The 25,995-nt window shown below is 75.3% G+C and carries 27 protein-coding genes; 13 read left to right on the forward strand and 14 right to left on the reverse strand.

All coding sequences use genetic code 11. The features are described 5' to 3' along the window. Window position 1: 1 nt before the first annotated feature. Window positions 2–2,299 carry an endopeptidase La gene (gene lon / locus ACYX4T_RS07015; protein ID WP_476013833.1) on the reverse strand — a complete coding sequence of 766 codons (2,298 nt, stop codon included), beginning with the start codon at window positions 2,297–2,299 and terminating at the stop codon, window positions 2–4. A gap of 115 nt (window positions 2,300–2,414) precedes the next feature. Here lon and ACYX4T_RS07020 point away from each other — a divergent pair, with 115 nt between their 5' ends. Further along, complete coding sequence (locus ACYX4T_RS07020; protein ID WP_476013834.1) at window positions 2,415–3,191, forward strand: SDR family NAD(P)-dependent oxidoreductase; 777 nt, start codon at window positions 2,415–2,417, stop codon at window positions 3,189–3,191. 18 nt (window positions 3,192–3,209) lie between these two features. Next, window positions 3,210–3,572 (forward strand): nuclear transport factor 2 family protein, encoded by a 363-nt coding sequence (locus ACYX4T_RS07025; RefSeq protein ID WP_476013835.1) that lies wholly within the window; start codon window positions 3,210–3,212, stop codon window positions 3,570–3,572. Window positions 3,573–3,576: 4 nt separating this feature from the next. Here the strand turns inward: ACYX4T_RS07025 and ACYX4T_RS07030 are convergent, their stop codons facing one another. From ACYX4T_RS07030 to ACYX4T_RS07050, 5 genes are all read right to left on the reverse strand, one after another. After that, complete coding sequence (locus ACYX4T_RS07030) at window positions 3,577–3,984, reverse strand: OsmC family protein (RefSeq protein ID WP_476013836.1); 408 nt, start codon at window positions 3,982–3,984, stop codon at window positions 3,577–3,579. A gap of 37 nt (window positions 3,985–4,021) precedes the next feature. Further along, window positions 4,022–4,315 carry a WhiB family transcriptional regulator gene (locus ACYX4T_RS07035; protein ID WP_476013837.1) on the reverse strand — a complete coding sequence of 98 codons (294 nt, stop codon included), beginning with the start codon at window positions 4,313–4,315 and terminating at the stop codon, window positions 4,022–4,024. A 162-nt stretch (window positions 4,316–4,477) separates the two neighbouring features. Continuing rightward, complete coding sequence (locus ACYX4T_RS07040; RefSeq protein ID WP_476013838.1) at window positions 4,478–5,338, reverse strand: esterase/lipase family protein; 861 nt, start codon at window positions 5,336–5,338, stop codon at window positions 4,478–4,480. Window positions 5,339–5,511: 173 nt separating this feature from the next. After that, on the reverse strand, window positions 5,512–5,967 hold the full coding sequence (locus ACYX4T_RS07045) for a MaoC family dehydratase (RefSeq protein ID WP_274199416.1): 456 nt from the start codon (window positions 5,965–5,967) through the stop codon (window positions 5,512–5,514). 11 nt (window positions 5,968–5,978) lie between these two features. After that, entirely contained in the window at window positions 5,979–6,884 is a 906-nt protein-coding gene (locus ACYX4T_RS07050) for an SDR family oxidoreductase (RefSeq protein ID WP_476013839.1), read from the reverse strand. Between the two features lie 93 nt (window positions 6,885–6,977). Between ACYX4T_RS07050 and ACYX4T_RS07055 the strand changes: the two genes are divergently transcribed. From ACYX4T_RS07055 to ACYX4T_RS07070, 4 genes are all read left to right on the forward strand, one after another. Next, complete coding sequence (locus ACYX4T_RS07055; protein ID WP_476013840.1) at window positions 6,978–8,165, forward strand: MFS transporter; 1,188 nt, start codon at window positions 6,978–6,980, stop codon at window positions 8,163–8,165. A 64-nt stretch (window positions 8,166–8,229) separates the two neighbouring features. After that, window positions 8,230–8,988 (forward strand): SDR family NAD(P)-dependent oxidoreductase, encoded by a 759-nt coding sequence (locus tag ACYX4T_RS07060; protein WP_476013841.1) that lies wholly within the window; start codon window positions 8,230–8,232, stop codon window positions 8,986–8,988. Continuing rightward, window positions 8,985–9,776, forward strand: a complete 792-nt coding sequence (locus tag ACYX4T_RS07065) for a crotonase/enoyl-CoA hydratase family protein (RefSeq protein WP_476013842.1) — start codon at window positions 8,985–8,987, stop codon at window positions 9,774–9,776. The genes ACYX4T_RS07060 and ACYX4T_RS07065 overlap by 4 nt, the downstream gene beginning before the upstream one ends. Window positions 9,777–9,999: 223 nt before the next feature. Further along, window positions 10,000–11,103 carry a DUF262 domain-containing protein gene (locus ACYX4T_RS07070; protein WP_476013843.1) on the forward strand — a complete coding sequence of 368 codons (1,104 nt, stop codon included), beginning with the start codon at window positions 10,000–10,002 and terminating at the stop codon, window positions 11,101–11,103. A gap of 70 nt (window positions 11,104–11,173) precedes the next feature. Here ACYX4T_RS07070 and ACYX4T_RS07075 read toward each other — a convergent pair whose 3' ends face one another. Genes ACYX4T_RS07075 through ACYX4T_RS07085 form a run of 3 tightly spaced genes read right to left on the reverse strand, consistent with a single transcriptional unit; the run spans window position 11,174 to window position 13,229 of the window. Further along, window positions 11,174–11,698: a VOC family protein gene (locus ACYX4T_RS07075; protein ID WP_476013844.1), complete on the reverse strand. Its 525-nt coding sequence runs from the start codon at window positions 11,696–11,698 to the stop codon at window positions 11,174–11,176. A gap of 5 nt (window positions 11,699–11,703) precedes the next feature. Further along, entirely contained in the window at window positions 11,704–12,849 is a 1,146-nt protein-coding gene (locus ACYX4T_RS07080) for an adenylate/guanylate cyclase domain-containing protein (RefSeq protein WP_476013845.1), read from the reverse strand. Window positions 12,850–12,860: 11 nt separating this feature from the next. Next, window positions 12,861–13,229 (reverse strand): ArsR/SmtB family transcription factor, encoded by a 369-nt coding sequence (locus ACYX4T_RS07085; protein ID WP_476013846.1) that lies wholly within the window; start codon window positions 13,227–13,229, stop codon window positions 12,861–12,863. Window positions 13,230–13,311: 82 nt separating this feature from the next. Between ACYX4T_RS07085 and ACYX4T_RS07090 the strand changes: the two genes are divergently transcribed. The 5 genes from ACYX4T_RS07090 (at window position 13,312) to ACYX4T_RS07110 (ending at window position 21,572) form a co-directional block, all read left to right on the forward strand. Further along, the gene (locus ACYX4T_RS07090; protein WP_476013847.1) at window positions 13,312–14,301 is read left to right on the forward strand and encodes a nicotianamine synthase family protein; all 990 of its coding nucleotides are present in this window, start codon (window positions 13,312–13,314) and stop codon (window positions 14,299–14,301) included. Between the two features lie 25 nt (window positions 14,302–14,326). Next, window positions 14,327–14,893 carry a hypothetical protein gene (locus tag ACYX4T_RS07095; protein WP_476013848.1) on the forward strand — a complete coding sequence of 189 codons (567 nt, stop codon included), beginning with the start codon at window positions 14,327–14,329 and terminating at the stop codon, window positions 14,891–14,893. Continuing rightward, entirely contained in the window at window positions 14,890–15,513 is a 624-nt protein-coding gene (locus ACYX4T_RS07100) for a hypothetical protein (RefSeq protein ID WP_476013849.1), read from the forward strand. The genes ACYX4T_RS07095 and ACYX4T_RS07100 overlap by 4 nt, the downstream gene beginning before the upstream one ends. A gap of 11 nt (window positions 15,514–15,524) precedes the next feature. Continuing rightward, window positions 15,525–15,749: a hypothetical protein gene (locus ACYX4T_RS07105; RefSeq protein WP_476013850.1), complete on the forward strand. Its 225-nt coding sequence runs from the start codon at window positions 15,525–15,527 to the stop codon at window positions 15,747–15,749. Between the two features lie 102 nt (window positions 15,750–15,851). Continuing rightward, a complete protein-coding gene (locus ACYX4T_RS07110; protein WP_476013851.1) occupies window positions 15,852–21,572 on the forward strand; it encodes an ATP-binding protein in 5,721 nt (1,906 codons plus the stop codon). Window positions 21,573–21,747: 175 nt separating this feature from the next. On the opposite strand, the gene ACYX4T_RS07115 is transcribed toward ACYX4T_RS07110, so the two are convergent. Then, entirely contained in the window at window positions 21,748–22,011 is a 264-nt protein-coding gene (locus ACYX4T_RS07115; protein ID WP_476013852.1) for a hypothetical protein, read from the reverse strand. Between the two features lie 216 nt (window positions 22,012–22,227). Between ACYX4T_RS07115 and ACYX4T_RS07120 the strand changes: the two genes are divergently transcribed. Further along, entirely contained in the window at window positions 22,228–23,109 is an 882-nt protein-coding gene (locus ACYX4T_RS07120) for an enoyl-CoA hydratase-related protein (protein WP_476013853.1), read from the forward strand. On the opposite strand, the gene ACYX4T_RS07125 is transcribed toward ACYX4T_RS07120, so the two are convergent. After that, complete coding sequence (locus ACYX4T_RS07125; protein WP_476013854.1) at window positions 23,110–23,766, reverse strand: winged helix-turn-helix transcriptional regulator; 657 nt, start codon at window positions 23,764–23,766, stop codon at window positions 23,110–23,112. 63 nt (window positions 23,767–23,829) lie between these two features. Then, window positions 23,830–24,114, reverse strand: a complete 285-nt coding sequence (locus tag ACYX4T_RS07130) for a response regulator transcription factor (RefSeq protein WP_476013855.1) — start codon at window positions 24,112–24,114, stop codon at window positions 23,830–23,832. Window positions 24,115–24,131: 17 nt separating this feature from the next. Here ACYX4T_RS07130 and ACYX4T_RS07135 point away from each other — a divergent pair, with 17 nt between their 5' ends. Further along, complete coding sequence (locus tag ACYX4T_RS07135; protein WP_476013856.1) at window positions 24,132–24,605, forward strand: hypothetical protein; 474 nt, start codon at window positions 24,132–24,134, stop codon at window positions 24,603–24,605. Between the two features lie 155 nt (window positions 24,606–24,760). On the opposite strand, the gene ACYX4T_RS07140 is transcribed toward ACYX4T_RS07135, so the two are convergent. After that, entirely contained in the window at window positions 24,761–25,162 is a 402-nt protein-coding gene (locus ACYX4T_RS07140) for a VOC family protein (protein WP_476013857.1), read from the reverse strand. Window positions 25,163–25,191: 29 nt separating this feature from the next. After that, complete coding sequence (locus ACYX4T_RS07145) at window positions 25,192–25,980, reverse strand: enoyl-CoA hydratase (protein ID WP_476013858.1); 789 nt, start codon at window positions 25,978–25,980, stop codon at window positions 25,192–25,194. Window positions 25,981–25,995: the final 15 nt, after the last annotated feature.

The following is a 25,995-nucleotide window of genomic DNA, read 5'->3' on the forward strand; positions in this document are numbered from 1 at the left end:
GTCAGGCGGCCACCTCGAGACCCTGGGCCACCGGCTCCAGGGCCACGTCGAGGACCTCGCTGATCGTCATCGACGGGTGGAACTCCAGCTGCCCGGCGACGTCGGCGGGGACGTCGTCGAGGTCGGCGCGGTTGCGCTCCGGGACGACGATCTGCGTCAGGCCCGCCGCGTGCGCGGCCAGCACCTTCTGCTTCACGCCGCCGATCGGCAGCACGCGACCCTGCAGCGTCAGCTCGCCGGTCATCGCCACCGTGTGCCGCACCGGGCGGCCGGTGAGCAGCGAGACCAGCGCCGTCGCCATGGTGACGCCGGCCGACGGCCCGTCCTTCGGGATCGCGCCCGCGGGGACGTGCACGTGGAACGAGCGCCCCGTGAACGCGTCCTCGGCGATGCCCAGCTCCGCGGCGTGCGAGCGCACCCACGACAGGGCGATCCGGGCCGACTCCTTCATGACGTCGCCGAGCTGCCCGGTCAGGACCAGGCCCTCGTCACCCGCCATGCTCGCCGCCTCGATGAACAGGACGTCGCCGCCCGCACCGGTCACGGCCATGCCGGTCGCGACGCCGGGGACCGCGGTCCGCTCGACGGCCTCGGTGAAGACCCGCTGCCGGCCGAGGTGCCGGCGGATGACCTCGGTGTCGACGACGACCGGGCCGGAGCCCGACGCGACCTCGGTCGCGATCTTGCGGGTCAGCTTGCCCAGCTCGCGGTCGAGCTGGCGGACGCCGGACTCGCGGGTGTACTCCGACACCACGAGGCGCAGCGCCGACTCGTCGGCGGTCACGTCGTCCACGGTCAACCCCGCGGACCGGATCTGCCGCGGCAGCAGGTGGTCCCGCGCGATCGCGACCTTCTCCTCGACGGTGTAGCCGTCGAAGGAGATGACCTCCATGCGGTCGAGCAGCGGGCCCGGGATCGTGTCGAGCTGGTTGGCCGTCGCCAGGAACACCACCTGCGAGAGGTCGATCTCGACGTCGAGGTAGTGGTCGCGGAACGCGTGGTTCTGCGCCGGGTCCAGGACCTCCAGCAGCGCGGCGGACGGGTCGCCGCGCCAGTCGGCGCCGACCTTGTCCACCTCGTCGAGCAGGATCACCGGGTTCATCGTGCCCGCGTCGCGCAGCGCCCGCACCAGACGCCCGGGCAGGGCGCCGACGTAGGTGCGCCGGTGGCCGCGGATCTCGGCCTCGTCGCGGACGCCGCCGAGCGACATCCGGACGAACTCGCGACCCATCGCGCGGGCCACGGACTCGCCGATCGAGGTCTTGCCGGTGCCCGGGGGCCCGACCAGCGTCAGGATCGTGCCTGCCTTCTTCTCGTCCTCCACGCCGCGGTCGCGGCGCAGCTTGCGGACGGCCAGGTACTCGACGATGCGGTCCTTCACGTCCTCGAGGCCGGTGTGGTCGGCGTCGAGCACGGTGCGGGCCGCGGTCGGGTCCAGCTGCTCGGCCGACCGCTGCGCCCACGGCAGGGCGAGCAGCCAGTCGAGGTAGGTCCGGATCATCGAGGACTCGCCGGACTGGTCGCCGGCGCGCTCGAGGCGGGCGAGCTCGCGCTCGGCCTGCTCGCGGACGTGGTCGGGCATGCCGGCCTCGGCGATCTTCGCGCGGTAGTCGTCGCCGCCGTCGGCGGCGTCGGACTCCCCCAGCTCCTTGCGGATCGCCTCCAGCTGGCGGCGCAGCACGTACTCGCGCTGCTGGCGGGCCGCGCCGGACTCGACGTCCTCGCGCAGCGACTTGCGCACCTGCAGCTCGGCGAGCCGCTCGCGCTGCAGGCGCAGGGCGAGCTCCAGGCGCTCGCGGACGTCGAGGGTCGCGAGCAGCGACACCTTGTCGTCGTACGGGATCTCCGGCGCCCAGCCGGACGTGTCGGCCAGCGCCCCGGGCTCGTCGATGCCGCGCAGCACCGCCGACACCCGTCCGTCGTCACCGCGCAGCTCGAGGACCTCCTCGACCACGGCGCGGTACGTGCTCTCCAGCTCGCGGATCCGGCCGTCGCGCTCCACCGCGTCCGGGTGGGCGATCACCTCCACGCGGAGGCGGCCCTCGTCGTCGGTCCGGCCCGTGCCCGCCTGCCCGCGGTGGACGCCGGTCAGCTGGACCGCCGTCACCCCGTTCGGCAGGCGTGTGCGCCCGCCGACGTCGGCGACCGTGCCGACCGCGGCGAACGTCCCCTCGTGACGCGGGACGAGCAGGACCTGCTCGCCCGCCTCGACCGGCCCCACCTCGGCGGCCGGTACCACCACGGTCATCCCCGGGAAGACCACGTTGTCGTCGACGGGGACCAGCAGCAGCTCGGTCATCTCGTCACCCCATCACTCGTGCTCGATAGTTGCTACAAGCGTTGAAGTGGCTACGGGTATTCCACCCGGCCGCCGACGCGTGCGCCGGCGCGGCCCGGCGGGTAGGCCTGCCCGCATGGCACGCCCCCTCGCCCTCGTCACCGGCGCCTCGCGCGGGATCGGTCTCGCGCTCGCCCACGAGTTCGCCCGCCACGGCCACGACCTCGTCGTCGACGCGGAGGACGCCGCGATCTCCGACGCCGCCCGGGAGCTGCGCGGGCACGACGTCGAGGTCCACGTCGTGCAGGCCGACCTCGCGACCGAGGACGGCGTGCGCGCGCTCCACGCGGCCCTCCCCCGGCCCCTCGCCGCCGCCGCGCTCAACGCCGGCGTCGGTCAGGGACGCGCCTTCCTCGACGCGCCCGTCGCCGACCAGCTCCGCGTGGTCGACCTCGACGTCCGCGGCGTCGTGCACCTCGCCCACCTGCTGCTCACCGACATGACCGCGCGGGGCCACGGCAAGCTGCTGATCACGTCGTCGATCGCCTCGACGATGCCGGGACCGGGCCAGCCGGTCTACAACGCCGCGAAGTCGTTCGTGCAGTCGCTCGCCGAGGCGCTCGCCGACGAGCTGCGCGACACCGGCGTCACCGTCACCTCGCTGATGCCCGGCCCGACCGACACCGACTTCTTCCGCCGCGCGGGCCTCGAGGGCACGCTGCTCGCCCGCTCGGCCGTCGACGACCCCGCGACGGTCGCGGCGCAGGGCTACGCGGCGATGATGAAGGGGCGGACGGCGGTCGTCGGCGGCTCACCGTGGGTGAAGGCCCAGGCCGCGGTGAACGGGCTGCTGCCCGACCAGGTCAAGGCCGCCGCGCACCGCGCGTTCACCAGCGTGCTCCCGCGGTCCTGAACGGGGCATGATCACGCCATGGCCGCTGTCGAGGACATCCTGACCCGCAACCTGCTCGAGGTGTTCGGCGAGCGCGACCAGGCGCGCCGCCGTGTCGTGATCGACGAGCTCTACGACGCGGACGTCCTGTTCCAGGACCCCGAGGGCGCGGTGAGGGGGCGCGACGCGATCGACGCCAAGGTGTCCGCGCTGCTCGCGGACGCGCCGCCGGCGTTCGCCTTCCGCACCACCGCCCCCGTGCGGGTCAGCGGGGACCTCGGCGTCCTGTCCTGGGCGCTCGGCCCCGAGGGCGGCGAGCCCGTCGTCACCGGCACCGACATCGCGCTCACGCAGGACGGGCGCATCGTCCGGCTCCACACGCTGCTGGACGGCGGCGCCTGACCTCTCACGGCGCCCGCACGTCCAGCTGCGTGACGATCACCAGGGCGTCGCGCAGCAGGATCGTCACCGGCGTGCTGTCGACGACGGACGCGAGCTGGCGGCGGACGTCCTCGTCGAGGTCCGCGGTGAGGTGGACGTAGCGGTGCATCACCGGCGGGGACCCGTACTCGAACGCCACCTCCACCTCGACGGCGCTGCCGTCGCACTCCCAGCGCTGGAGGAACGTGCGCACCGACATCGCGGTGCAGGAGGACAGGGAGGCGGCGAGCAGGCCGTAGGAGGTGGCCCCTTCCGGCACGTCGTCGTCGGCGGGGACGGTGCACGCGACGGACAGTCCGTTGACGTCGACGTGGACCACCCGCCCGTCCCCGTCGGCGAGGTGACCACGGGCCCACACCGTCGGCGCGTCCATGGTCACCAGCCTGCCACCGCGACGGGAGCAGCGGTGCTCAGGCGCTCCGGTGGGGGTGGACGCGGGCGAGGTGCTCGCGGCGTTCCTGCTCGCTCTCGCCGCCCCACACGCCGTAGGGCTCGGCGACCCGCCGGGCCCAGTCACGGCAGGGCTCGCGGACGGCGCACCCCGCGCAGACGCGCGCCGCTGCTTCGACACGCTGGCTGCGCCGGGGGTCGCGCTCGCCGTCGGGATGGAAGAAGACCTCGGAGTTCATGCCGCGGCACGCGGCGTGGCGCTGCCAGTCCCAGTGGTCGGTGATCGCCCACGGCAGCCGGGAGACATCAGCCATTGATGCTCACCTCCTACCGACCGTCGTACACCTCCGGCCGATCAGCGGCTGTGAGATCCCCGTCTCCCCGGACCGCCCGCGTCGGGGCGGTCGGACGCGGGCAACCGATCCGGTTCGGGCGACCGTTGGGTCGGTCGCTCAGGCGGCCGTTCAGGCGGCGGTTCAGGCGGCGGTGGCGTCCGGGACGGAGGGCACGGCCGCCGCCCGCTGCTCGGGGGTCCGGCCGTCCCCCGCGAGCCCGTGCGACACCGCCGCCGTCCAGCGGAAGGGCCGCCAGCGGTCCAGGGGCACCTCGAGCCGGTCGACGACGGCGACGACCGCCGCGGGGTTGTGGGTCAGCCCGCAGTGGCTGCCCGGGACGACGACGTTCTCGCACAGGTCGCCGTCGTCCTGCCGGCAGCCCGCGCCGTGCAGCAGGCCGTCGAACGGCGAGTACACGGCGATCGAGCGCACGGGCACGGGACGGCGGATGAGGTCGATGACCGCGGCGGTGTCGACCGAGAAGCCCCAGTGACGCTCGGCGGCCCGGAAGGCACCGGACACCCGGTTCTCCTCGGCCTCGGCGCGCCACGGCGAGCCGAGGCAGATGATGCGCTCGACGGCGTCGGGACGCAGCTGGGCGAGCCAGCGCGCCATGAGCCCGCCCAGGCTCCAGCCGACGATCGCGATCTTCCGCCCGTGACGGGCGTGGATCTCGTCGAAGCGCTCGAGCAGGCCGTCGAGGATGTCGTCGGTGAACCCGCGGTTGAGCCCGAGAGTCCAGCGGTGGGTGTGGAAGCCCCGGCGGCGCAGGTGTGCGCGCAGGGCCCGGGTGGCGATGTCGCTGGTGCAGAACCCGGGGATGACGAGCACCGGGCGCCCGTCGCCGCGTCCGCCCTTCGGCAGCACGTGCCGCACCGTGTGCCACGCGGCCGTCTCGACCGAGGCTCGGGCGAGATCGGTGGCCGTGAGCCACCAGGAAGGGAACGGCAACATGTCGGCACCGGGGTCGGCCGACCGCCAGATCGGTGTGGGGGCCTCCATGACGACCACCTCCTCGCGCCGGCCGCCACGACGCGGGCCGGTGTGAACGGAGGTTTACCCGGCGACGCTGCGCCACATGCCGCCGCCCCCGGCGACGGGCCACGAACGGGCACGTCGCAGGGCCCGTTCGTCGCACCGGGCGCCCCGCGTGGCCCGTCGCCGGCTGAGGGCGTTCAGAAATAGGCCCGGGTCACGAGGTCGGCGACGCACGCCGGCTTGGCCGAGCCCTCGACCTCGATCGTCACCCGCGTGACGAGCTGGAGCCCGCCCTCGCCGACGTCGGTGGCGTCGACGAGCGTGGAGCGCGCCCGCACCCGGGTGCCCGAGCGCACCGCGGACGGGAAGCGCACGCGCTCCAGACCGTAGTTCAGCCCCATCCGCGTGCCCTCCACGCGGCGCAGGCCGTCGAGGAGCAGCGGCACCAGCGACAGGGTGAGGAACCCGTGCGCCACCGTCGCGCCGAACGGCCCGCCGGCCGCGCGCTCGGGGTCGACGTGGATCCACTGGTGGTCGCCGGTGACGTCGGCGAACCCGTCGATCCGGTCCTGGCCGATCTCCAGCCACTCCCCCGGCCCGAGCTCGCGACCCAGCGACGCGACCAGCTCCTCGCGTCCGTGGAAGGTCTCCATGAGCGGCGAAGCTACAACCGCGCCGCCCGGATCGCGTCGCGCAGCGACGTCGGCGCGCGGCCGAGGAGGTTCTCGAGGGCCGGGCTGTCGGTCTCCAGCTCGCCGCGGGCGGTCGAGAGCTCGAGTCCGGTGACGAACGCGGCGGTGTCCTCGTCCATCCCCGCGCTGCGCAGGACGTCGGTGAACTCCTCGGCGGGCAGGTCGCGGTAGGTGACCTCGGTGCCGGTGACCTCGGTGATCGCGGCGGCGAGCTCGGTCATGGAGAAGGCGGGACCGCCGAGCTCCCAGTAGCCCTGCTGGTCGGCGATGTCGCCGGTGAGCAGCGAGACGGCGGCCTCGGCGTAGTCGGCGCGGGTGGCGGCGGAGACGCGGCCCTCGCCCGCGGCGCCGACGATCTCCCCGCGCGCGAGGTACTCGTCGAGCCGGCCGGTGTAGTTCTCGACGTACCAGCCGTTGCGGGCCACCGCGAAGGGCACGCCCGAGCCCTGCAGGACGTCCTCGGTCGCGGCGTGCTCGGGGGCGAGCGCCAGCTCGGAGTCGTCGGCGTGCAGCACGCTCGTGTAGACGACGAAGCCGACGTCGGCGGCGTCGGCGGCGCGCAGGACGTTCGTGTGCTGCTCGAGGCGGCTGCCGACGGTGGGGCTGGAGACGAGCAGCAGGCGCTCGATGCCCTCGAGGGCCGGGCCGAGGGTGTCGGGGCGGTCGTAATCGGCCTCGCGCACCCCGACGCCGAGATCGGCGAGGTCGCCCGCCTTGTCCGGGTGCCGCACGAGCGCGAAGACGTTGCGCGCCGGCACCCCGCGCCGCAGGAGGGCGTCGACCGCGAGGCGGCCGAGGTGCCCGGTGGCGGCGGTGACGGCGTAGCTCGCGGTGGGCAGGACGGGCGGTTCGGTCGGGGCGGTCGTCGGGTCGGTCATGGTCGGCAGTGTGCCCACGCGCGGGGGCGGGCAGACGTGCCCGGGGTGATCGTCGCCGGGAGAGCGGCGGCGTCCGCGGGTGATGATGGACGGGTGGTGGACACGGCGGTCGGGAGCCTCGCCACCTACCGGGCGGTGCTGCGCCTGCCCGGGCTCGCGCCGCTGGTCGCGATCGGGTTCGCGGCGCGGCTGCCCGTCACCGCGGTCGGGGTGTTCCTCACGCTGCACGTGGCGGTCGGGATGGACCGCGGCTTCGCGGCCGCGGGGCTCGTCGGGGGCGCGGTCACCGCGGGCGTGGCGCTCGGGGCGCCGCTCCTGGGCCGGCTGATCGACCGCCACGGGCTGCGCCCGGTGCTGGCGCTGTGCGGGGTCGTGCAGGCGGGGTTCTGGGCGCTCGTGCCGCTGCTCGGCGCGACCGCGCTCGTGCCCGCCGCCCTCGTGGCCGGGCTGCTCATGCCGCCGGCGTTCTCGATCGTGCGCCAGTCGCTGGCCGCGTCGGTGCCGGCCGGGCACCAGCGGCCCGCGTTCGCGCTCGACGCGATGTCGGTGGAGGTCACCTACGCGGTCGGGCCGGCACTCGGGACGCTGGTGGCGCTCACGTTGCCCGACACCGGGCCGTGGGTGGTCGGCGCCGCGTTCGTGCTGGCCACCGCGGCGCTGGCCCGGTTGGACCCGCCCGTGCGCCCGCCCGGCGTCGCCCACGGCGGGACGCCGCCGCGGCTGCGGACGTGGCTGCGCAGCCCGATGCTCGTGGCGCTCGCGTCCACGGGCGCGGCCATCCTCATGCTCTCCGCCACCGAGCTCGCCGTCGTCGCGATGCTCACCGCCCGCGACGAGACCGCATGGTTCGCGCTCGCCAACACCGTCTGGTGCGCGGCGTCGCTGCTCGGCGGCTGGATCTACGGGGCCGCGCGGCGGACCCCGCCGACGGCGGCGCTGCTGGGGCTGCTCGCGGTCGGGTCGCTGCCGGTGGCCCTCGGCGGGCCGTGGTGGACGATCACGCTGCTGCTCGTGCCCGCCGGCGCCTTCTGCGCGCCCGCCCTGGCCGCGGCCGCCGAGACCGTCGGGCGCCTCGCGCCGGACGCGGCGCGCGGCGTGGCGACCGGCCTGCACAGCTCGGCGCTCATGGTCGGGGCGACGATCGCCTCGCCCCTGGCGGGCCTGCTGATCGAGACGGTCGCGCCCGGGGCGGCGGTCGTCGGGGCGTCGCTGCTCGTGCTGGTGGTGGCGGGCGTCGCGGCCGCGGTGACCGGGACGCGGGCCGGCAGCCCGACCCGGTGACACGGTCAGCCCTGACTGGTTACGGTGCGGTCCCACACCACGGGACCACGGGAGGACTTCGATCATGGACCTGCAGGGCGTCTCGGCCCTCGTCACCGGCGGCGCGTCCGGCCTCGGCCTGGCCACCGCGAAGGCGATCACCGCGGCTGGCGGGCGCGTGGTCGTCGCCGACCTGCCGTCGTCGAACGGCAAGGAGGTCGCCGCGGACCTCGGCGGCGAGTTCGTGGCCGCCGACGTCACCGACGCCGACGCCCTGGGCCAGGCGGTCGCCGCGGCCGAGGCCGCCGGGCCGTTCCGCGCGCTCGTGCACTGCGCCGGCATCGGCAGCCTCACCCGGGTCGTCGAGAAGAACGGGGAACCCGGCGACATGGAGGCCTTCGAGCGCGTCGTGCGCGTCAACCTCTTCGGGTCGTTCAACGCCCTGCGCCTCGGCGGGGCGGCGATCGCCCGCACCGAGCCGGTGGACGGCGAGCGCGGAGCGATGATCATGACGGCGTCCGTGGCCGCGTTCGAGGGCCAGATCGGGCAGATGGCCTACTCGGCGTCGAAGGGCGGCGTCGTGTCGATGACGCTGTGCGCCGCGCGCGACCTCGCCTCCAAGCTGATCCGCGTCAACACGATCGCGCCGGGGCTCTTCGACACCCCGCTGTTCGCGACGCTGTCCGAGGACGTGCGCAAGGCCCTCGGCGACTCGGTGCCCCACCCGCGGCGCCTCGGCGACCCGGCCGAGTACGGGCAGATGGCGGTCTCGATGCTGCAGAACCCGATGCTCAACGGCGAGACGATCCGGCTCGACGGCGCGATCCGGATGGCACCCCGATGAGCGGGGCGGGCGGGGCGGGCGACGAGGAGACCGTCCTGCGGACCGAGCGCGAGGGCACGACGCTGGTCATCACGATCGACCGGCCAAGGGCCCGCAACTCGGTGAACACCGCGGTCGCGCAGGGCATCGCCGACGCCCTCGACGAGCTCGACGGCGACGACGCGCTGGTCACCGGCGTCCTCACCGGCGCGGGCGGGTTCTTCAGCGCCGGCATGGACCTCAAGGCGTTCCTCCGCGGCGAGCGCCCGCACATCGGGGACCGGGGCTTCGCCGGCATCACCCAGCGCCCGCCGGTCAAGCCCCTGATCGCCGCCGTCGAGGGCCCCGCGCTCGCCGGGGGCTGCGAGCTGGCGCTCTCGTGCGACCTCGTCGTCGCGTCGGAGGAGGCGAGCTTCGGCATCCCGGAGGTCAAGCGGGGGCTCGCGGCCGCCGCGGGCGGGCTGCTGCGCCTGCCGGCGCGGATCCCGCGCACCGTGGCGATGGAGCTCGCGCTCACCGGCGACCCGATGTCGGCGGCGGACGCCCACCGCTGGGGCCTGGTCAACCACCTGACCGCCCCGGGCGGCGCGCTCGACGGCGCCCGCGAGCTGGCCGGGCGGATCGGCGCGAACGGGCCGCTCGCAGTGCGGGCCAGCAAGCAGGTCATCGTCGAGTCCCCGACCTGGCCGGCGGACGAGGTCTGGGCGCGCCAGGGCGAGATCCTGGGCCCGGTGCTGAACAGCGAGGACGCCCGCGAGGGCGCCGCGGCCTTCGCGGAGAAGCGCGCGCCGGTCTGGCAGGGCCGCTGACCCCGACGCCGGTCCCCGTGCGAGCGATGCGGCATCCCTGGCGTCAGTCGCCAGGATCGCCACATCCTCGCCGGGCGACGCGCCGGTGACCTTCGTGCGGACGGCCCAGTGGTGTCCTTCCCGCCCGCGCGGGGCACCTGACCTCCTACGATGCGCGAGAACGCTCGACCTCCCGGGCGTCGGACCTCGCGTGATCGGGACCCGCCAGCCCCGGAGATCAGCCATGGAGCTCCACCACACCGTCGTCGAGCTCGAGGTGCTGCTCGCGCGGATCGCCCGTGGGGAGCTCGACCCGGGCTGGTCCGACACGGGCACCTGGGACACGCGCCGCCAGCAGCTCCTCGTCGACACCGTCGTGCGGGACTGGCCGATCCCCCCGCTCGTCGTCGCCGGCGGGGAGGAGCGCGAGGTCGTCCTCGACGGCCGCGAGCGCCTGCGCGCGCTGTGGCGGTTCGTCCAGGACGACCTGACGTTCGCCGGCCGGCCGACACCCGGGGGCGAGTACCTCGAGCAGCTCGACGGGATGCGCCACGCCCAGCTCCCCGAGAGGTTCCGCCGGCGGCTGCGCCGCTACGGCGTCCCCGTGCTGCGGGTGCCGGCCGCCGACGACGCCGAGGTGCAGGAGCTGATGTCGCGCTGGGGCGCCTCGCGTCCCACCACGACGGCGGGACCGACGGCGCCCGAGAGGCCCGCAAGGCCCGAGACGCCCGCGGAGCCCGAGGCCCGGCCACACGCGGCGCCCCGGCCCGAGGTGGCCGTCCCTCTCCCGCCCCCGTCCGGCGAGATCCCGACGGTCCCGCCACCGCCCCCGCCGCGCGAGGCCCCGGGCCCGGTCGTCCCCGAGCCGGCGGCGGCCTTCGACCAGCCGACGATCCCGGAGCAGCCGGTCGCCCGGGCACCACGGGCGTCGCCGCTGTTCGACGGCGGTCCGGCGGCGCCACCGCCGGGCGCGGCGCCGGACGGCTCCCGGGGCGCCCACCGCCGCGCGGCGGACGACGAGCCGATCTTCGACGAGCTCTCCGCGTGGTTCCTCGACGTCGCCGCGACGCCGGCGACGGACGACCCGGCCTGGAGCTCCCCCGCCGACGGCGGGTACGACGCCGCGCGCAGCGCCCTGCACGCGCCGACGCCCGACCTCACGGCCGCCGGGCTCCCGATCCGCGAGCCCGCCGCCCGCCTCGCGCCCGGCACCATCCGGCCGCCCGCGCGGACGCGCCCGCCCCGTCCCGCCGACCCCCGGCTCGTCGGCGACCACCTCGCCCGCCTGCGCGACGGCACCGCCGCCGCCCGCGAGGACCTGTCGGGCGGCGCGGTGTCAGGCTCCTGAACCCCGTGGTCGTGGGGGGCTTGCCTGGCTTCCGGTGACGGCGTGGCCGCCACGCCGACCAACCCGTGGGTCAGACGGTGTCCTCGCCATACATCTCGCCGAGCGGGTCCATGATGAACTCGATGCGGGCGCCGTCGGGGTCGCGCGTGTAGATCGAGACCTGCGACTCGACCATGTACTCGATCCCGCGCTCGTCGAGGCGGCTCTTGATCCCGTACCACTGGGTGCCGGGCACGCAGATGGCGATGTGGTGCAGCCCGCCGAGCACCTCGTCGTAGGGACCGGGGTCGACGCCGGGCAGGTCGAAGAAGGCCAGGCAGTTGCCGTTGCCCACGTCGAAGAAGAAGTGCGTCGAGCCCGCGAGGTCGCGGTTCTCGAACAGCACGGTGACCGGGAAGCCGGCCACGTTCTGGTAGAACTCCACGGTCGTGCGCACGTCGCGGCAGATCAGGGCCGTGTGGTGGATGCCCTTGCCGGTCGACGGCGGCCGGTGCTCCCGGGAGAACAGGAACTCCTCGCGGATGCGGTCGCGGGCGGTGGTCAGCCGCAGCCGCTCCTCCTCGCTGATCAACGACGACTTCTCGGCGGCGCTCACGACGGTCACCGTAGCCCGCTCGGGCCCAGATCGTGGACCGCGAGCGACCCGGCGTCGCGCTCGGCCTTCCCGCCCGCCGCGTCGCCGTCGCGGGTGAGCTCGGCGAGCATCCGGTAGATCAGGCTCCGCGGGCGCAGACCGAGGGCGTGCGCGGCGTCGGGGTCGAGGCGCTCCACCAGGTTCTTGGTCACCAGCCGCTGGCCCCCGGTCGCGACCTGCTCGACCCGCGCGCACTCGTTGACCTCGTCGCCCAGCGCCGTCACCTCCAGACGCCCCCCGGTGACGATCTGGCCGATGAACAGGTCGGCGCCCCAGTGCGCGCCGATGTTCATCAGGCAGTCCTCGCGGTGGATCTCCGCGCCGCTCTCCGCGAGGTCCGCGACGACGTCGGCGACGACCCCCGGCAGCTCCTGGACCGTCCGCAGCGCCGCGCTCGCCGCCGCGGCGTCGCCGCCGTGGGAGTCGCTGAGGAAGTAGGCGCTCGCGCCGTCGCCCGCGTGCTTGCCGACGATGCCGCCGTGGCGCCCGACGAGCTCGTCGAACGCCGTCGTCACGCCGCGGACCAGCTCGAAGTAGACCGACGTCGGCAGCCGCCGCGACAGCGGGCCCGAGCCGTCGATGTCGGCGAACACCACGGCGGCCGGGCGCTGCGCGGGGGCGGAGAGGTCCGCCATCCGCTCGAACATCGCCTCGTCGCCCTCGCTGACCAGCGCCAGCACCCGGGCCGGCAGCAGCGGGGCGTAGATCAGCACCGCGCCCAGCGGGCTGCCGTCGGGATGGCGCAGCGTCACCCCGAGCATCCCGACGCCCCGCTGACGCCCGCCCACCCGCAGGTCCAGGGCGAGCACCCACAGCGGCGTGCTCGCGGGGTCGGCGAGGCGCGGGTGCAGCTCGCGGCGCAGCGTCTCGGCGGCCTCGGCGGTCAGCAGGTCGTGCCAGACGTCGCGCTCGAGGACCTCGTCGACGTGCTGCCCGAGGCCGAGTTCGGTCCCGTCGAGGCCGGCCAGGAGCTGCATCTGTTCGGACACCCACGCCAGGCGGCCCTCGGCGTCGACGACCTGCGCGGCAGTGCGCCCCGCGGCCAGCGCGGCGACGACCTCGCCGAGCCGCCCGTCCGGTGCGTCCGGCGCGTCCGGTGCTGCCTCCCCCACGGCGCCGGACCCTACGGCGCGCCCGCCACCGGGTGCGCGGTCATCGCCCGACGGTGTCCGGCGTCGTGCACGAGCACGTCGAGGAGCTCGCCGACGTGGTGGTCCCGCGCACGCGAGAGGACGTGACGTCCCGCACGGCGCTGGGTGACGAGGCCCGCCATTCGGAGCTTCGCGAGGTGCTGCGAGATGGCCGGCCGCGTCGCCCCGAGCCGCTCGGCGAGCGTCGAGACGTCCAGCTCCGCGCCGCAGAGCAGCCACAACATCCGCAACCGGGTCGGGTCGGCGAGCATCCGCAGCCCCTCGACGGCGACGTCGACGTGCGCCGGATCCGGTAGCTGGGCGAACGCCCGGGTCTCGTCGAGGTTGTCGGTTGCGTACACGTTTACGTATCGTGCCAGGGCGACAGATCGAGTTCCATGGGTGACCGGCCGACGACGCCCTGACCGGTGGAGGTCCTCCCCGATGAGCACCCCGTCCGACCCAGCCCCTGCCCCGTCCGCTGCCCCGTCCCCTGCCCGGCCCACGGCCAGGCCCGCCGCCCGACCCGCCGCCCGCGGCCGCGCCGAGCGCCCGCTCGACCTCCCGGCCCGGCTGCCCGTGCGCGCCTGCGCCCCCGAGCGCACCGCGGCGGAACCCGGCGGGCCCGCCGCCCTCCTCGCCGAGATCCTCGCTCTGCACGACGCCCTCGTCGCCGCCCCGACCCTCGAGCCCGGCCCCGGCACCGACGCGCTGTTCACCCGCCTCGTCGGGCTGGCCGTCGTGCCGCGCCCGGCGCACGTCGTCGACGCCGTCCTCGCCGACCCGGAGCTCGCCGAGCGGCTCCCCGACCTGCGCGCGCGGTGCTCGGCCGGCGAGTACGCCCTCGAGCGCGCCTGGGCCCACCGTGTCCTGGCCGCCGGTGACCCCGCCGCCGCCCTCGAGCGCTTCCCCTACCTGCAGAACTACCGCGACCTCACCCGCATCGAGTACCACGCCGTCGCCGGCCACGCCCCGCTCGCGCCGCGGCGCGCGCTGTTCGTGGGCGCCGGACCGCTACCGCTCTCCGCGCTCCTCCTCGCCCGGCACGGCGTCGCCGTCGACGCGGTGGACGTCGACGCGGAGGCGGTCGCCCTCGGCGGCGCGGTGGCCCGGGCGCTCGGCGACGACGTCATCGTCCGCGAGGGCGACGTCCTCGAGCTCGACGACCTCGCCGGCTACGACCTCGTCTGCGTCGCCGCCCTCGTCGGCCTCGACCCGGACGCCAAGACCACCGCGCTGGCCCACGTGCGGGCGCGGATGCGCCCCGGTGCCACCGTGCTGGCCCGCAGCGCGCACTCCCTGCGCGGCCTGCTCTACCCCGTGCTCGACGTCGCCGACGGCGACGACGGCCTCGGCGGGCTGGAGCCGCTGGCCGTCGTGCACCCGCACACCGACGTCGTCAACTCCGTGGTGCTCGCCCGCGTCCCCGCCTGACACGCGGGCACGGCACCCTGGTCACGTGCCCACCACCCGGACCGGCCCGCACCCCCTCGCGGTGGGCGCGGTCGTGCTGCTCGTGGCGATGATCGCCGCCGCGCTGTGGAACTCCGACGAGTCCGGGACCGGCGCGCGCCAGGTCGGCGAGGCCGCAGGCGAGGCCGCCGCGCCGGTCGTCGCGCGCCCCGCGCCCGGGCCCGGCGCGTCGTGCGCCCCGACCGTCACCAACCCCGGCGGGGACAACAACTACCGCGAGGACGCCCCGCTCGACGCGCCCCTGGGGCGCGGGCTGGTGATCACGGGCCTCGTCCGCGACACGGCCTGCCGCCCGCTGCCCGGCGTGCCGGTGCAGGTGTGGCTGCAGACCGCGCTCGGCAGCGAGCGGGAGAACCGTACGACCGTGCTCACCGGACCCGACGGCCGCTACCGCGTCACGACCGACCCGGCCGTCGCCCAGTTCGGGGAGCCCAACGTCCACGTCGCCCACGACCCCGACGACAGCCCGTGGCGCTCGGTCTGGCAGCGCCACGTGCTGCGCGCCGACGACACCCTCGCCGTCGTCGACCTGACCCTGGCGCCGGTGTCGTGAGGGTCCTCGTCGCGGTGTCCGCGCTCGGTGGTGCGCTGCTCGTCGCCCTCGCGCTGGCCGCCCCGCACCTCGCGCAGGCCTCGCCGGCGGTCGTGGTGTCGACGCTGGCGGCGTGCGTCGCGGTCGCCGCGCTCGCGGTCCAGCCCTGGCTGACCTGGCGGAGGGTCGCCGCGCACGTCCGGGTCGGCGGGATCGTCGCCGCGCTCGTCGCCGTGCACGTCGTCGCGCTGGTCGTCGAGAGCCCGGACGACGCGCTCTACTCGATGTCGCCGGACGGACCGACGCGGGCGCGGATGGCGCTGTTCGCGACGGTGCTGCTCGCCGCCGTCACGCTGCTCGGCCTGCTGCGGCGGCGCCTGTCCTGGTCCGCGGCCACCTGGCGGTTCGTGCACGGGAGCCTCGCCGGGCTCGTCGTCGTGCTGGGCGTGGGCCACGCGGTGATCATCCAGGGCGCGCTCGACGGATGGGGCGAGGCGGTGCTCGTCGCGCTCGGCGGGCTCGGGGCGGTGGGTGTCGTCGTGCGGCTGGTCCGGGTCCTGCGGCGACCGGCCACGCCGCCGGGTGACGACCCCGCCCACGATCGTGGTCAGGTCCGGACGGAGGACGAGGCCCGCGGCTAGCGTCGCCGGCGATGGAGCCCACGCCGATCTTCACCGACCTCGCCGCGACCGGGCCCGCCCGGTCCGGCGCCGAGTCCGGAGCCCGCTCCCGCACCCACGGCGAGGGCCGGTCGGTGACCGATCTCCTGCGGGCGCTGCGCGACGAGGCACCGCGGGAGCGGGTCGTCGTCCCGCGCCGGGGCGTGGGGCACGTCCCCGGTCTGCTCACGTTCCCGGACACGCCCGCCCGCGACTGAACCGGTCCGGCCCGCCCCGGGGACGCGGATCTTCCGCCTGCCGGCGTAGCGGCCCGTCGCGAGGACTCGCGCGACCGCTCCTCGCCGTTAGGGTCGGCGACCGTGAGCGTGCCCCCTCGTCCGTTCCGGCGTCTCGCGATCGTCAACCGTGGCGAGCCCGCCATGCGGTTGATCAACGCCGTCCGGGAGTGGAACGCCGAGCACTCCGACGAGCTCCCGCCGATCCGCACCATCGCCGTGCACACGGCGGTCGACCGGCACGCGATGGCGGTGCGCGAGGCCGACGAGGCCGTCCTCATCGGGCCCGACGATCCCGAGGACATGGGGCCGGTCCCCTACCTCGACCTCGCCGAGCTGGAGCGGGCGCTCGTCGCCCGCCGGGTCGACGCCGTGTGGCCGGGCTGGGGCTTCGTCTCGGAGCGCGCGGAGTTCGCGGCGCTGTGCGAGCGGCTGGGGATCACCTTCGTCGGGCCGGGCTCGGAAACGATGCGCCGGCTCGGCGACAAGATCGAGTCCAAGCGGATCGCGGAGAGCGTCGGCGTGCCGATGGCCCCGTGGAGCGGCGGGCCGGTCGCCGACGCCAAGGCCGCCCGCGCGGCCGCGGAGAAGATCGGCTTCCCGCTCATGGTCAAGGCGACCGCGGGCGGCGGCGGCCGCGGCATCCGGTTCGTCGCGCGCGCCGAGGACCTCGACGACGCCGTCACCCGCGCGTCGGCCGAGGGCGAGCGCACCGCCGGCGACGGCACGGTGTTCCTCGAGGGCGCGGTGCGCGGCGGGCGGCACGTCGAGGTGCAGGTCGTCGCCGACGGCCACGGCGGGGTGGTGACGCTCGGGGTCCGGGACTGCAGCGTCCAGCGCCGCAACCAGAAGGTCATCGAGGAGTCCGCGTCGACCGCGCTCGACGCGGAGCAGGAGCGGCTGCTGCGCCGCAGCGCCGCCGACCTCGCCCGCGCGGCCGACTACGTCAACGCGGGCACCGTCGAGTTCCTCTACGACCCGCGCCAGCAGGTCCTCACGTTCATGGAGGTCAACACCCGGTTGCAGGTCGAGCACCCGGTGACCGAGACGGTCACCGGCGTCGACGTCGTCAAGCTCCAGCTGCACGTCGCGATGGGCGGCTCGCTGGCCGACGTGCTCGGTGACGCGGTGATGGCCGACCCGTTGTCGCCCCCGGCCTCCGGGCACGCCATCGAGGCCCGCCTGACCGCCGAGGACCCCGAGCACGGCTTCGCCCCCGCACCCGGCGCGATCCGCCACCTCGTGCTGCCCGCCGGGCCGGGCGTCCGCGTCGACACGGGCGTGGCCACCGGCGACGTCATCCCGCCGCAGTACGACTCGATGATCGCCAAGGTGATCGCCTGGGGCCGCACCCGCGACGAGGCCCGCGCCCGGCTCACCCGCGCGATCCGCCAGACCGCGGTCGTCGTCGAGGGCGGCACGACCAACAAGGCGTTCCTGCTCGACCTGCTCTCGCGTCCCGAGGTCCGCGAGGGCACCGCGGACACGACGTGGCTCGACACGATGATGGCCGAGGGTTACACGCCGCCGCGCCGGGTCGACGTCGCGCTCCTCGCGGCGGCCGTCGAGGCCCACGAGGCCCACGAGTTCCGCCAGCAGGGGCGCCTGTTCCTCTCCGCCGAGCGGGGCCGGCCCGAGGTCGGTCACGAGGTGTGGCACCAGGTCGACGTCCGCGTCGTCGGCGAGTCCTACCGGCTGCGGGTGGCTCGGACGCGGCCGTCGCACTACCGCGTGGTGCAGGACGGGGACGGCGACGGGGTGGACGTGGTCGTCGAGCGCTCCGGGCGCTTCGAGCGCCGGCTGACCGTGGGCGGGCAGACCTTCGGCGTGCTCTCGGTGGCCCAGGGCCCGGACTACCTCGTCGAGGTCGACGGCGCCGTGCACCGCATCGCGGGCGGCGAGGCCGGGCTGGTGCGCGCCCCCGCGCCGGCGATGGTCGTCTCGATCCCCGTCTCCCCGGGCGACACGGTCGCGGAGGGCGACACGGTCGCGGTCGTCGAGAGCATGAAGCTCGAGACGGCGCTGCGGGCGCCGGTCGCGGGACGGGTCGCCGAGGTGCTGGTGGACGCGAACACCCAGGTCGAGGGCGGCACCCGCCTGGTCCGCCTCGAGCCCGACGCCGACGACACCGCCCCGGCGGGCGGCGGGGGCCGGGTCAGCCTGGCCGCCCTGGCCTCGCCCCGCCCCGAGGACGAGCAGGGCGACGCCCGCACCCGGGCGCGCGACGCGCTCGCGGCCCTGCGCGCGCTCGTCCTGGGCTACGACGTCGACGAGCGCGAGGCCCGCCCGCTGCTCGAGGCGCTCGACAGCGCCCGCGAGGAGCTCCCGGCCGACGACCCCGACCTGCTCGACGACGAGATCGGCATCCTGCGCATCGTCGCCGACCTCTCCGCGCTCTCGCGCAACCGCCGCCTGGAGGGCGGGCCGGGCGAGCTCGACGACACCGCCGTCGACGAGGAGTCGGCACGCAACCCGCAGGAGTACTTCTACGCCTACCTGCGCTCGCGCGACGCCGACGCCGAGGTGCTCCCCGAGTCGTTCCGGCTGCGCCTGCGCCGCGCGCTCGCGCACTACGGTGTCCCGGACCTCACCGCGGCGCCCGAGCTGCTCGGCCCCGCGCTCTACCGGATGTTCCTCGCCCACCGCCGCGCCGGGGCGCACCTGCCCGTCGTCGCCGCGCTGCTGGGCGCGCGGCTGCGCCACCCCGAATCGGTCGGCCAGGACCGCGACGGGGGCGGCGAGGCCTACCGCGCCGAGCTCGACCACCTCGTGGCCGCGACGCAGGTGCGCCACCCGCAGATCGGCGACCTCGCCCGCCAGGTGCGGTTCCGCTGCTTCGACGCCCCGCTCATCGAGCGCGAGCGCGAGGAGACCCAGGAGCGGGTGCGGGCCGAGCTGGACGCCCTGTCCGACGACCCCGCGACCCGGTCGGCGCAGATCGACGACATCGTGGCGTCCGGCGAGCCGATCCTCGGGGTGTTCGGCGACCGCCACCACGCGGCAATGCTCGAGGTGATGACCCGCCGCTACTACGGGCTCATCCGCGACCTCGGCGACGTCCGGGTCGACGAGCACGACGGCCGCCCGCTGCTGACCGCCCGCTACACCCACGACGGCGCCTCGCACGTCGTCCTGGCGACCGTCGCCACCGTCGACGAGTCCGAGGGCGCCACCGCGCCGGCGACGGTCTCGACCGACCTGCACCGGCTCATCGAGGCCCTGCCGGCCGGCGACACCGTGCTCGTCGACCTCTACGTGACCTCCCCGCGGGGCCCGGAGTCCCCGGACGGCCCCGACGAGCGTGCGGCGCGGATCCGCGACTCGATCGGCACCGTCCCCGGCGCCGTCGGGCGCGTGACCGTCGGCATCCGCGGCACCGTCCGCGAGGGCGACCACGGCGGGGCGGCGACGAGCTGGTTCACCTTCCGCGGCGACGACCGCGGCGAGCCGGTCGAGGACCGCACCCTGCGCGGCCTGCACCCGATGGTCGCCGAGCGGCTCGGCCTGTGGCGGCTGCGCGACTTCGAGCTCACCCGCCTGCCGTCGGCCACCGACGTGCACCTGTTCCACGCCCGCGGCCGCCACGTCCCCGAGGACCAGCGGCTCATCGTCACCGGCGACGTCCGCGACCTCACGGTCCTGCGCGACGACGACGGCTCGATCCGCGCGCTGCCCCAGGTCGAGGCCGTCCTCGACGCGGCGCTGGACAGCCTGCGCTCGGCGCGCGCCGCCGACGCCGACCTCGCGGGGCTGCGGTGGAACCGTGTGCTGCTCTACGTCTGGCCCGTGGTCGAGGTGCCGCTCGCCGAGCTCGACGGCATCGTGCGCACGCTGGCGCCGCGCACCGAATCGCTGGGGATCGAGCAGGTCATGGTGCGGTTCCGCACCCCGGAGCGGGAGCTGGTCCTGCGCATGAGCCGCCCGCCGGGAGCCGGGCTCACGCTGCGCGTCACCGACCCGCCGAGCCACCCGATGGGCGAGCTCGACGCCTACACCCAGAAGGTCATCAAGGCGGCGCGGCGCGGCGCGCTCTACCCCTACGAGCTCGTCCCGCTGATGACGCGCAGCCCCGACGCCGACGGCGAGCCGGGCACCTTCACCGAGTACGACCTCGACCCGGACACCCTGGCGCCCGTCCCCGTCGACCGTCCCCACGGCGCCAACACGGCCAACTTCGTGCTCGGCATGGTGTCGACGCCGACCCGCCGCCAGCCCGAGGGGCTCACCCGCGTCGTGCTGCTCGGCGACCCGACCCGCGCGCTCGGGGCGATCGCCGAGCCCGAGTGCCGTCGGGTGCTCGCGGCCATCGACCTCGCGCGCGAGCACGGCGTGCCCATCGAGTGGTACGCGGTGTCGGCCGGCGCGAAGATCGCCATGGACTCCGGCACGGAGAACATGGACTGGATCTCCCGGGTGCTCCGGGCGATCATCGACTTCACCCAGGACGGCGGCGAGATCAACGTCGTCGTCACCGGGATCAACGTCGGCGCCCAGCCCTACTGGAACGCCGAGGCCACGATGCTCATGCACACCCGCGGCATCCTCGTCATGACCCCGGACTCGGCGATGGTGCTCACCGGCAAGCAGTCGCTGGACTACTCCGGCGGCGTCTCGGCCGAGGACAACTACGGCATCGGCGGCTACGACCGGATCATGGGCCCGAACGGCGAGGCCCAGTACTGGGCGCCGGACCTCTCGGGCGCGGTCGACGTCCTGCTCGCCCACTACCGGCACACCTACGTCGTGCCCGGCGAGCGCTTCCCCCGCCCGGCGCCCACCGACGACCCGGTGGACCGCGACGTGCGGGGCGCGCCCCACCACGGCGATGGTTTCGACCGGCTCGGCGAGATCTTCGACCCGGCCGTCAACGCCGAGCGCAAGAAGCCGTTCGACATCCGCTCGCTCATGGACGGCGTCGCCGACGCCGACCACGCGACGCTCGAGCGGTGGGCGGACATGCAGGCCGCCGAGTCGGTCGTCGTGTTCGACGCCCACCTCGGCGGGCACCCGGTGGCCCTCATCGGCATCGAGTCCAAGCCGATCCCCCGCCGCGGGCCGCCCCCGGTCGACGGGCCCGCGCAGTGGACCGCGGGCACGCTCTTCCCGCGCTCGTCGAAGAAGACCGCGCGGGCCATCAACGCCGCGAGCGGCAACCGGCCGCTGGTCGTGCTCGCCAACCTGTCGGGCTTCGACGGCTCGCCCGAGTCGCTGCGCGGCCTGCAGCTCGAGTACGGCGCGGAGATCGGCCGGGCGGTGGTGAACTTCGACGGCCCGATCGTCTTCTGCGTCGTCTCCCGCTACCACGGCGGCGCTTTCGTGGTGTTCTCCGGGACGCTCAACGACGACATGGAGATCGCCGCGGTCGAGGGCTCCTACGCCTCGGTGATCGGCGGGGCGCCCGCCGCGGCGGTGGTGTTCTCCGGCGAGGTCGCCAAGCGCACCGCCGCCGACCCGCGCGTCGCCGACCTCGAGAGCCGCATCAGCGAGGGCCTCGAGCGCGGCGAGGACGTCGCCGAGCTGCGTGCCGAGCTCGCGGACGTCCGGGCCGTCGTGCGGTCGGAGAAGCTCGGCGAGGTGGCCGACGAGTTCGACACGAAGCACTCGGTGGCCCGGGCCCGGGAGATGGGCTCGGTGCACGCGATCGTCGAGCCCGAGCGGCTGCGGCCCTACCTCGTGGACGCGGTGCGGCGCGGGATGGAGCGGACGCTGGCCCGCTCGTCCAGGTCGGCGTCGTCCGCGTCGTCGGCGCCCTCGGCGCCCTCGGCACCCGCAGCGCCCTCGGCGTCGTCGGTCCCGTCGTCCTGAGCCGGTGCCGCGTCGTCCTCGCGGCGACGCGGCGCCGGGAGGGCGAGATCGAGCTGGTCGACCCCGGCGTGCTGGGGACGCCGGTAGTGGCTCACCACCCAGCCCGACTCGCGCGGGTGGCCGTGGACGAACGACATGGCTCCAGGAAAGCACGGGGGTCCGACAGGTGCCCCTGCTAGCGGACGACGAACCCCAGGCCGCGGCCGACCGCGGCGTCGCGGGCGCACGCGAGCACGCGCGCGAGATCGGGGTCGTGGATGCGGTCGCCGGCGTCGACGACGATCGTCAGCACCGCGCCCTCGCCCGCCCCGGCGATGACGCCGTGGAGGCGGCAGCTCAGGGTGGCCGCGTCGTCGGGGACCGCGACGACGACCTCGGTGGGCTCGGTGTGCTCGGGCATGTCGGCCGACTCGCTCGACCTCGGCAGTGCAGTGGTCACGGGCCCTCCTCGGGCGCTCGGAGCGCCGGTCGGGAACGGGCGACCGCACCGTCGACCCGGACTCCTCACTGTTGTACCCCGATCGGGTCATGTCCACGCTGCCCGGCGCCCGAGACCTCCTCGTTGCCCGGACGAGCGCTCGCCGTCTCCGGTCAGGGTTGACCGTTCCGCGCGCCGACGGGAGGCTGCGCCGAGGCAGCGAGGCGAGGAGGTCGTGTGCAGGACGGCACGGAGATCGAGTACTCGGTCACCGACGGGATCGCCACCATCGTGCTCGACCGGCCGGACCGGATGAACGCGTTCACCGGGCGGATGTGCGACGAGCTGGTGGCCGCGTGCGACGCGATCGACGCCGACGACGCGGTGCGCGCGCTGGTCGTCACCGGGCGGGGCCGGGCGTTCTGCGCCGGCGCGGACCTCGGCGAGGGCGGCAGCACGTTCGACGACCGCGGCCGGGACCCCTCCGAGACGAAGGCCGCCCGCTACGGCGAGGTGGGCGGCGTCGGGCGCGACCGCGGCGGGGTGGTGGCGCTGCGCTTCGCCGCGCTGCAGGTCCCGGTGATCGGCGCGATCAACGGCGCGGCCGTCGGCGTCGGGGCCACCATGACCCTGCCGATGGACGTGCGGCTCGCGGGCGCCTCGGCCCGCTTCGGCTTCGTGTTCGCGCGCCGCGGGATCGTGCCGGAGGCCGCGTCGAGCTGGTTCCTGCCGCGGGTCGTGGGGATCTCGCAGGCCATGGAGTGGGCGATGACGGGCCGCGTGTTCGCCGCACGCGAGGCCCTCGAGGGCGGGCTCGTCTCGCGCGTCGTGCCCGACGAGGAGCTGCTCGCCGCGGCCTACGGCCTCGCGCGGGAGGTCGCCGAGAACACCTCGCCGGTGTCGGTGGCGGTCACCCGGCGGATGATGTGGTCGATGCTCTCGGCCGCCTCGCCGTGGGAGGCGCACGTCCTCGACTCGCGCGCGATCGGCGAGCTCGGCCGCGACGCCGACGCCGCTGAGGGCGTCACGGCCTTCCTCGAGAAGCGGCCGCCGCGGTTCCCGCTGCGCCGCACCCGCGACCACACCGACCTCGTGCCGGAATGGCCGCGGACCCCGTGATCAGGCGGGCAGCGGCTCCGGCAGGTGCACGGCGTCGACCAGCGCCTGCAGCGCCGCGGGGTCGCCGGTGAGCTCGAGGGCGCCGTCGGCGCGCAGGTCGTCCACCGACAGGCCCTGGTAGACGACGCCGGCGAGGACGGTCGGCGAGCACCGCACCGTCGCGTCGGCGCCGGACACCTCGCCCCGCTCGATGTCGAGCACCCCGTGCGCGAGCCGCGTGCGGAAGGGCTGCTCGTCGAGCACGAGCGCCAGGGTGACGTCGGCGTCGGGCGCGCGGGCCGGGTCGAACATCGTGCGCAGGGACAGGACGAACGAGTCGACCTTGATGCTGTCGGACTCCGGGAGCGAGCGCGCGGCCCAGCGCCCGAGGGCCTGGAGCACGGGCTCGAGCTCCTGGCCCCACTCGGTGAGCTCGTACACCGCGGACGCGGCGGGCGGGGGCAGGCGGCGCCGGCGCAGCACGCCCGCGTCCTCCAGCTCGCGCAGGCGCTGGGAGAGGACGTTGGGGCTGGCGTGCGGGAGACCTGCGCGCAGGTCGGTGAACCGCTTGGGCCCGAGCACCAGCTCGCGCACCACCAGCAGCGCCCACCGCTCCCCGACGAGGTCGAGCGCGTGGGCGGCGCCGCAGCCGTCGAAGTAGTCCCGTCGTGCAGCCATAGCCGCACCTTACCATCGGATACGTCTACCGACCTGGGAAGTTGTTCCGTAGGACCAACGTCGTCACGGCTCGGCCGCGACGACGCCGTGCTCCCACGCCCAGGCGATGAGGCGCGGGCGGTCGGGCTGGCCCAGCTTGTCGAGCACGCGGCCGAGGTGGGTCTTCACCGTCGTCTCCCCCAGGTGCAGCCGCGCGGCGACCTCGGCGTTCGACAGTCCCCGGGCCACCTCGGCGAGCACCTCCGCCTCGCGGGCGGTCAGCGTCGCGAGCGCCCGCGGCGGCTCGGGACGCGGGCGGCCGCGCGCCACGGCGGCGACCACGCGCGGGACGACGGACGGGTCGAGCACGCCCTTGCTACTCGTGGGTGGCCTTCGCCCTCGGCGTGCTCGGGGTGATCGGACTGGTGCGCGGGCGCCGCGGCCGGGTGTCCGTGCCCGTCGCCGCCGTGCTCGCGTCGTTCTCGGCAATGCAGCTCTCCGGCCTGCTGCTCTACGACTGGTTCATCAGCGCCGCCGCGAACACCGTGCCGCTCGACCAGGCCACGACGATCTTCGAGACAGCGACCGGCGACCCGTGGGTGTCGACGTGGCTGGTGACCGGGCGCTTCGTGGGCTTCCTCGGCGTGCCCCTGGTCGTCGCGGCCCTGGCCCGCGCCGGCGTCGTCAGCTGGTGGCTGCTCGCGGCGTCGGTCCTCGGCTTCGCGGCGTTCCTCGTGCCGCTGCCGGCCGCGCTGATCGTCGGCATGTTCGTCTCGACCGCGCCGATGATCGTCGTCGGCCTCCGGCTCGTCCGGCGCGGCTCGGCCCGCGTCCGCCGCGAGGAGCTCGCCGCGGCCTGACGACCGGCCCTCACGGAACGAACGCGCTGTTCGCTGCGCTAGAAGCAGCGAACAGCGCGTTCGTGCGCTCGGGGCGCGCGCACCCCTCGGTGATCAACGGGGACTTCCGGCGCCTAGAAGCAGCGAACAGCGCGTTCGCTGCGGGCCACGCCGGCTCAGGTGCCCGGGGCGATGAAGAACTCGAGGGCGATGTTGTCGGGGTCGCGGAACGAGACGCCCGAGCCGTAGTGCGCCTTCTTGATGCCGCCGTGCTCGATACCCAGCTCGTCGAGCCTGTCGCGCCACTGCTCGAGCTCGGCGGTTCCCGACAGGCCGAAGCTGACGTGGTCCAGCCCGGTACGCCGCTCGTCGGCGCGGTCCTTCGACTCCTTGCCCATGTGCGTGTGCAGCCCGAAGAGCGTCCCGCCGTCGAGGGCGTAGACCACGTGGCGGAACTCCCCGCCCTCCTCGTCCTCGGTGAGCACCGGCTCGGCACCGAGGAGGCGGTTGTACCACTCGGTGCTGCGATCCAGGTCGGACACCGTGATCGCGACGTGCTGCAGGCCGGGGAAGGCCATGACGGGGCTCCTTTGCCTCGGGGGTGGGGTTACTCGTGGTGCGCCCAGACGGGGGCCCGCTTGGCGAGGAAGGCGGACATGCCCTCCTGCGCGTCGCAGGTCATCGCGTTCGTCGCCATCGTCTCCTGCATCTGCTCGTAGGCCTCGTCCTCGGGCAGGTCGACCTGGCGGTAGAACGCCTCCTTGCCGATGCGCAGGGTGACGGCGCTGGCGTCGGCGACCTTCGCCGCGAGCTCGCGCACCGCCCCGTCGAGCGCGTCGGGCGCGACGACCTGGTTGACCAGGCCCCACTCCGCGGCCGTCGCGGCGTCGATGGTCTCGCCGGTGAGCAGCAGCTGCATCGCGCGCTTGCGCCCGATCGCGCGGGTCACCGCGACCATCGGCGTCGAGCAGAACAGCCCGATCTTCACGCCCGGCGTCCCGAAGACGGCGACGTCGGCGGCGACGGCGAGGTCGCAGGCGGCGACCAGCTGGCACCCCGCGGCGACCGCGACCCCCTGCACCGCGGCGATCACGGGCTGGGGCACCGCGTGCAGCGTGGTCATGAGCTCGGTGCAGACCGCGAAGACCTCGCGCTCCTGGGAGAGCGTGCGGTCGACCATCTCCGACAGGTCGTGCCCGGCGGAGAACGCGGGGCCCTCGGCGCGCAGGACGATCGCGCGCACGCCGTCGCGGGCGGACGCCTCGCGCAGCGCGGCGGTCAGCTCCGTCATCGTCGCCACCGACAGGGCGTTGCGACGCTGCGGGTTGTCGAGGGTGAGCACCGCGGTCGAACCCTCGACCTCGACGCGGACGGCGGCGGGCGCACTCACGGTCATGCGTCCACGTCTATC

Source organism: Actinomycetospora sp. ABD4_176, assembly GCF_056311855.1.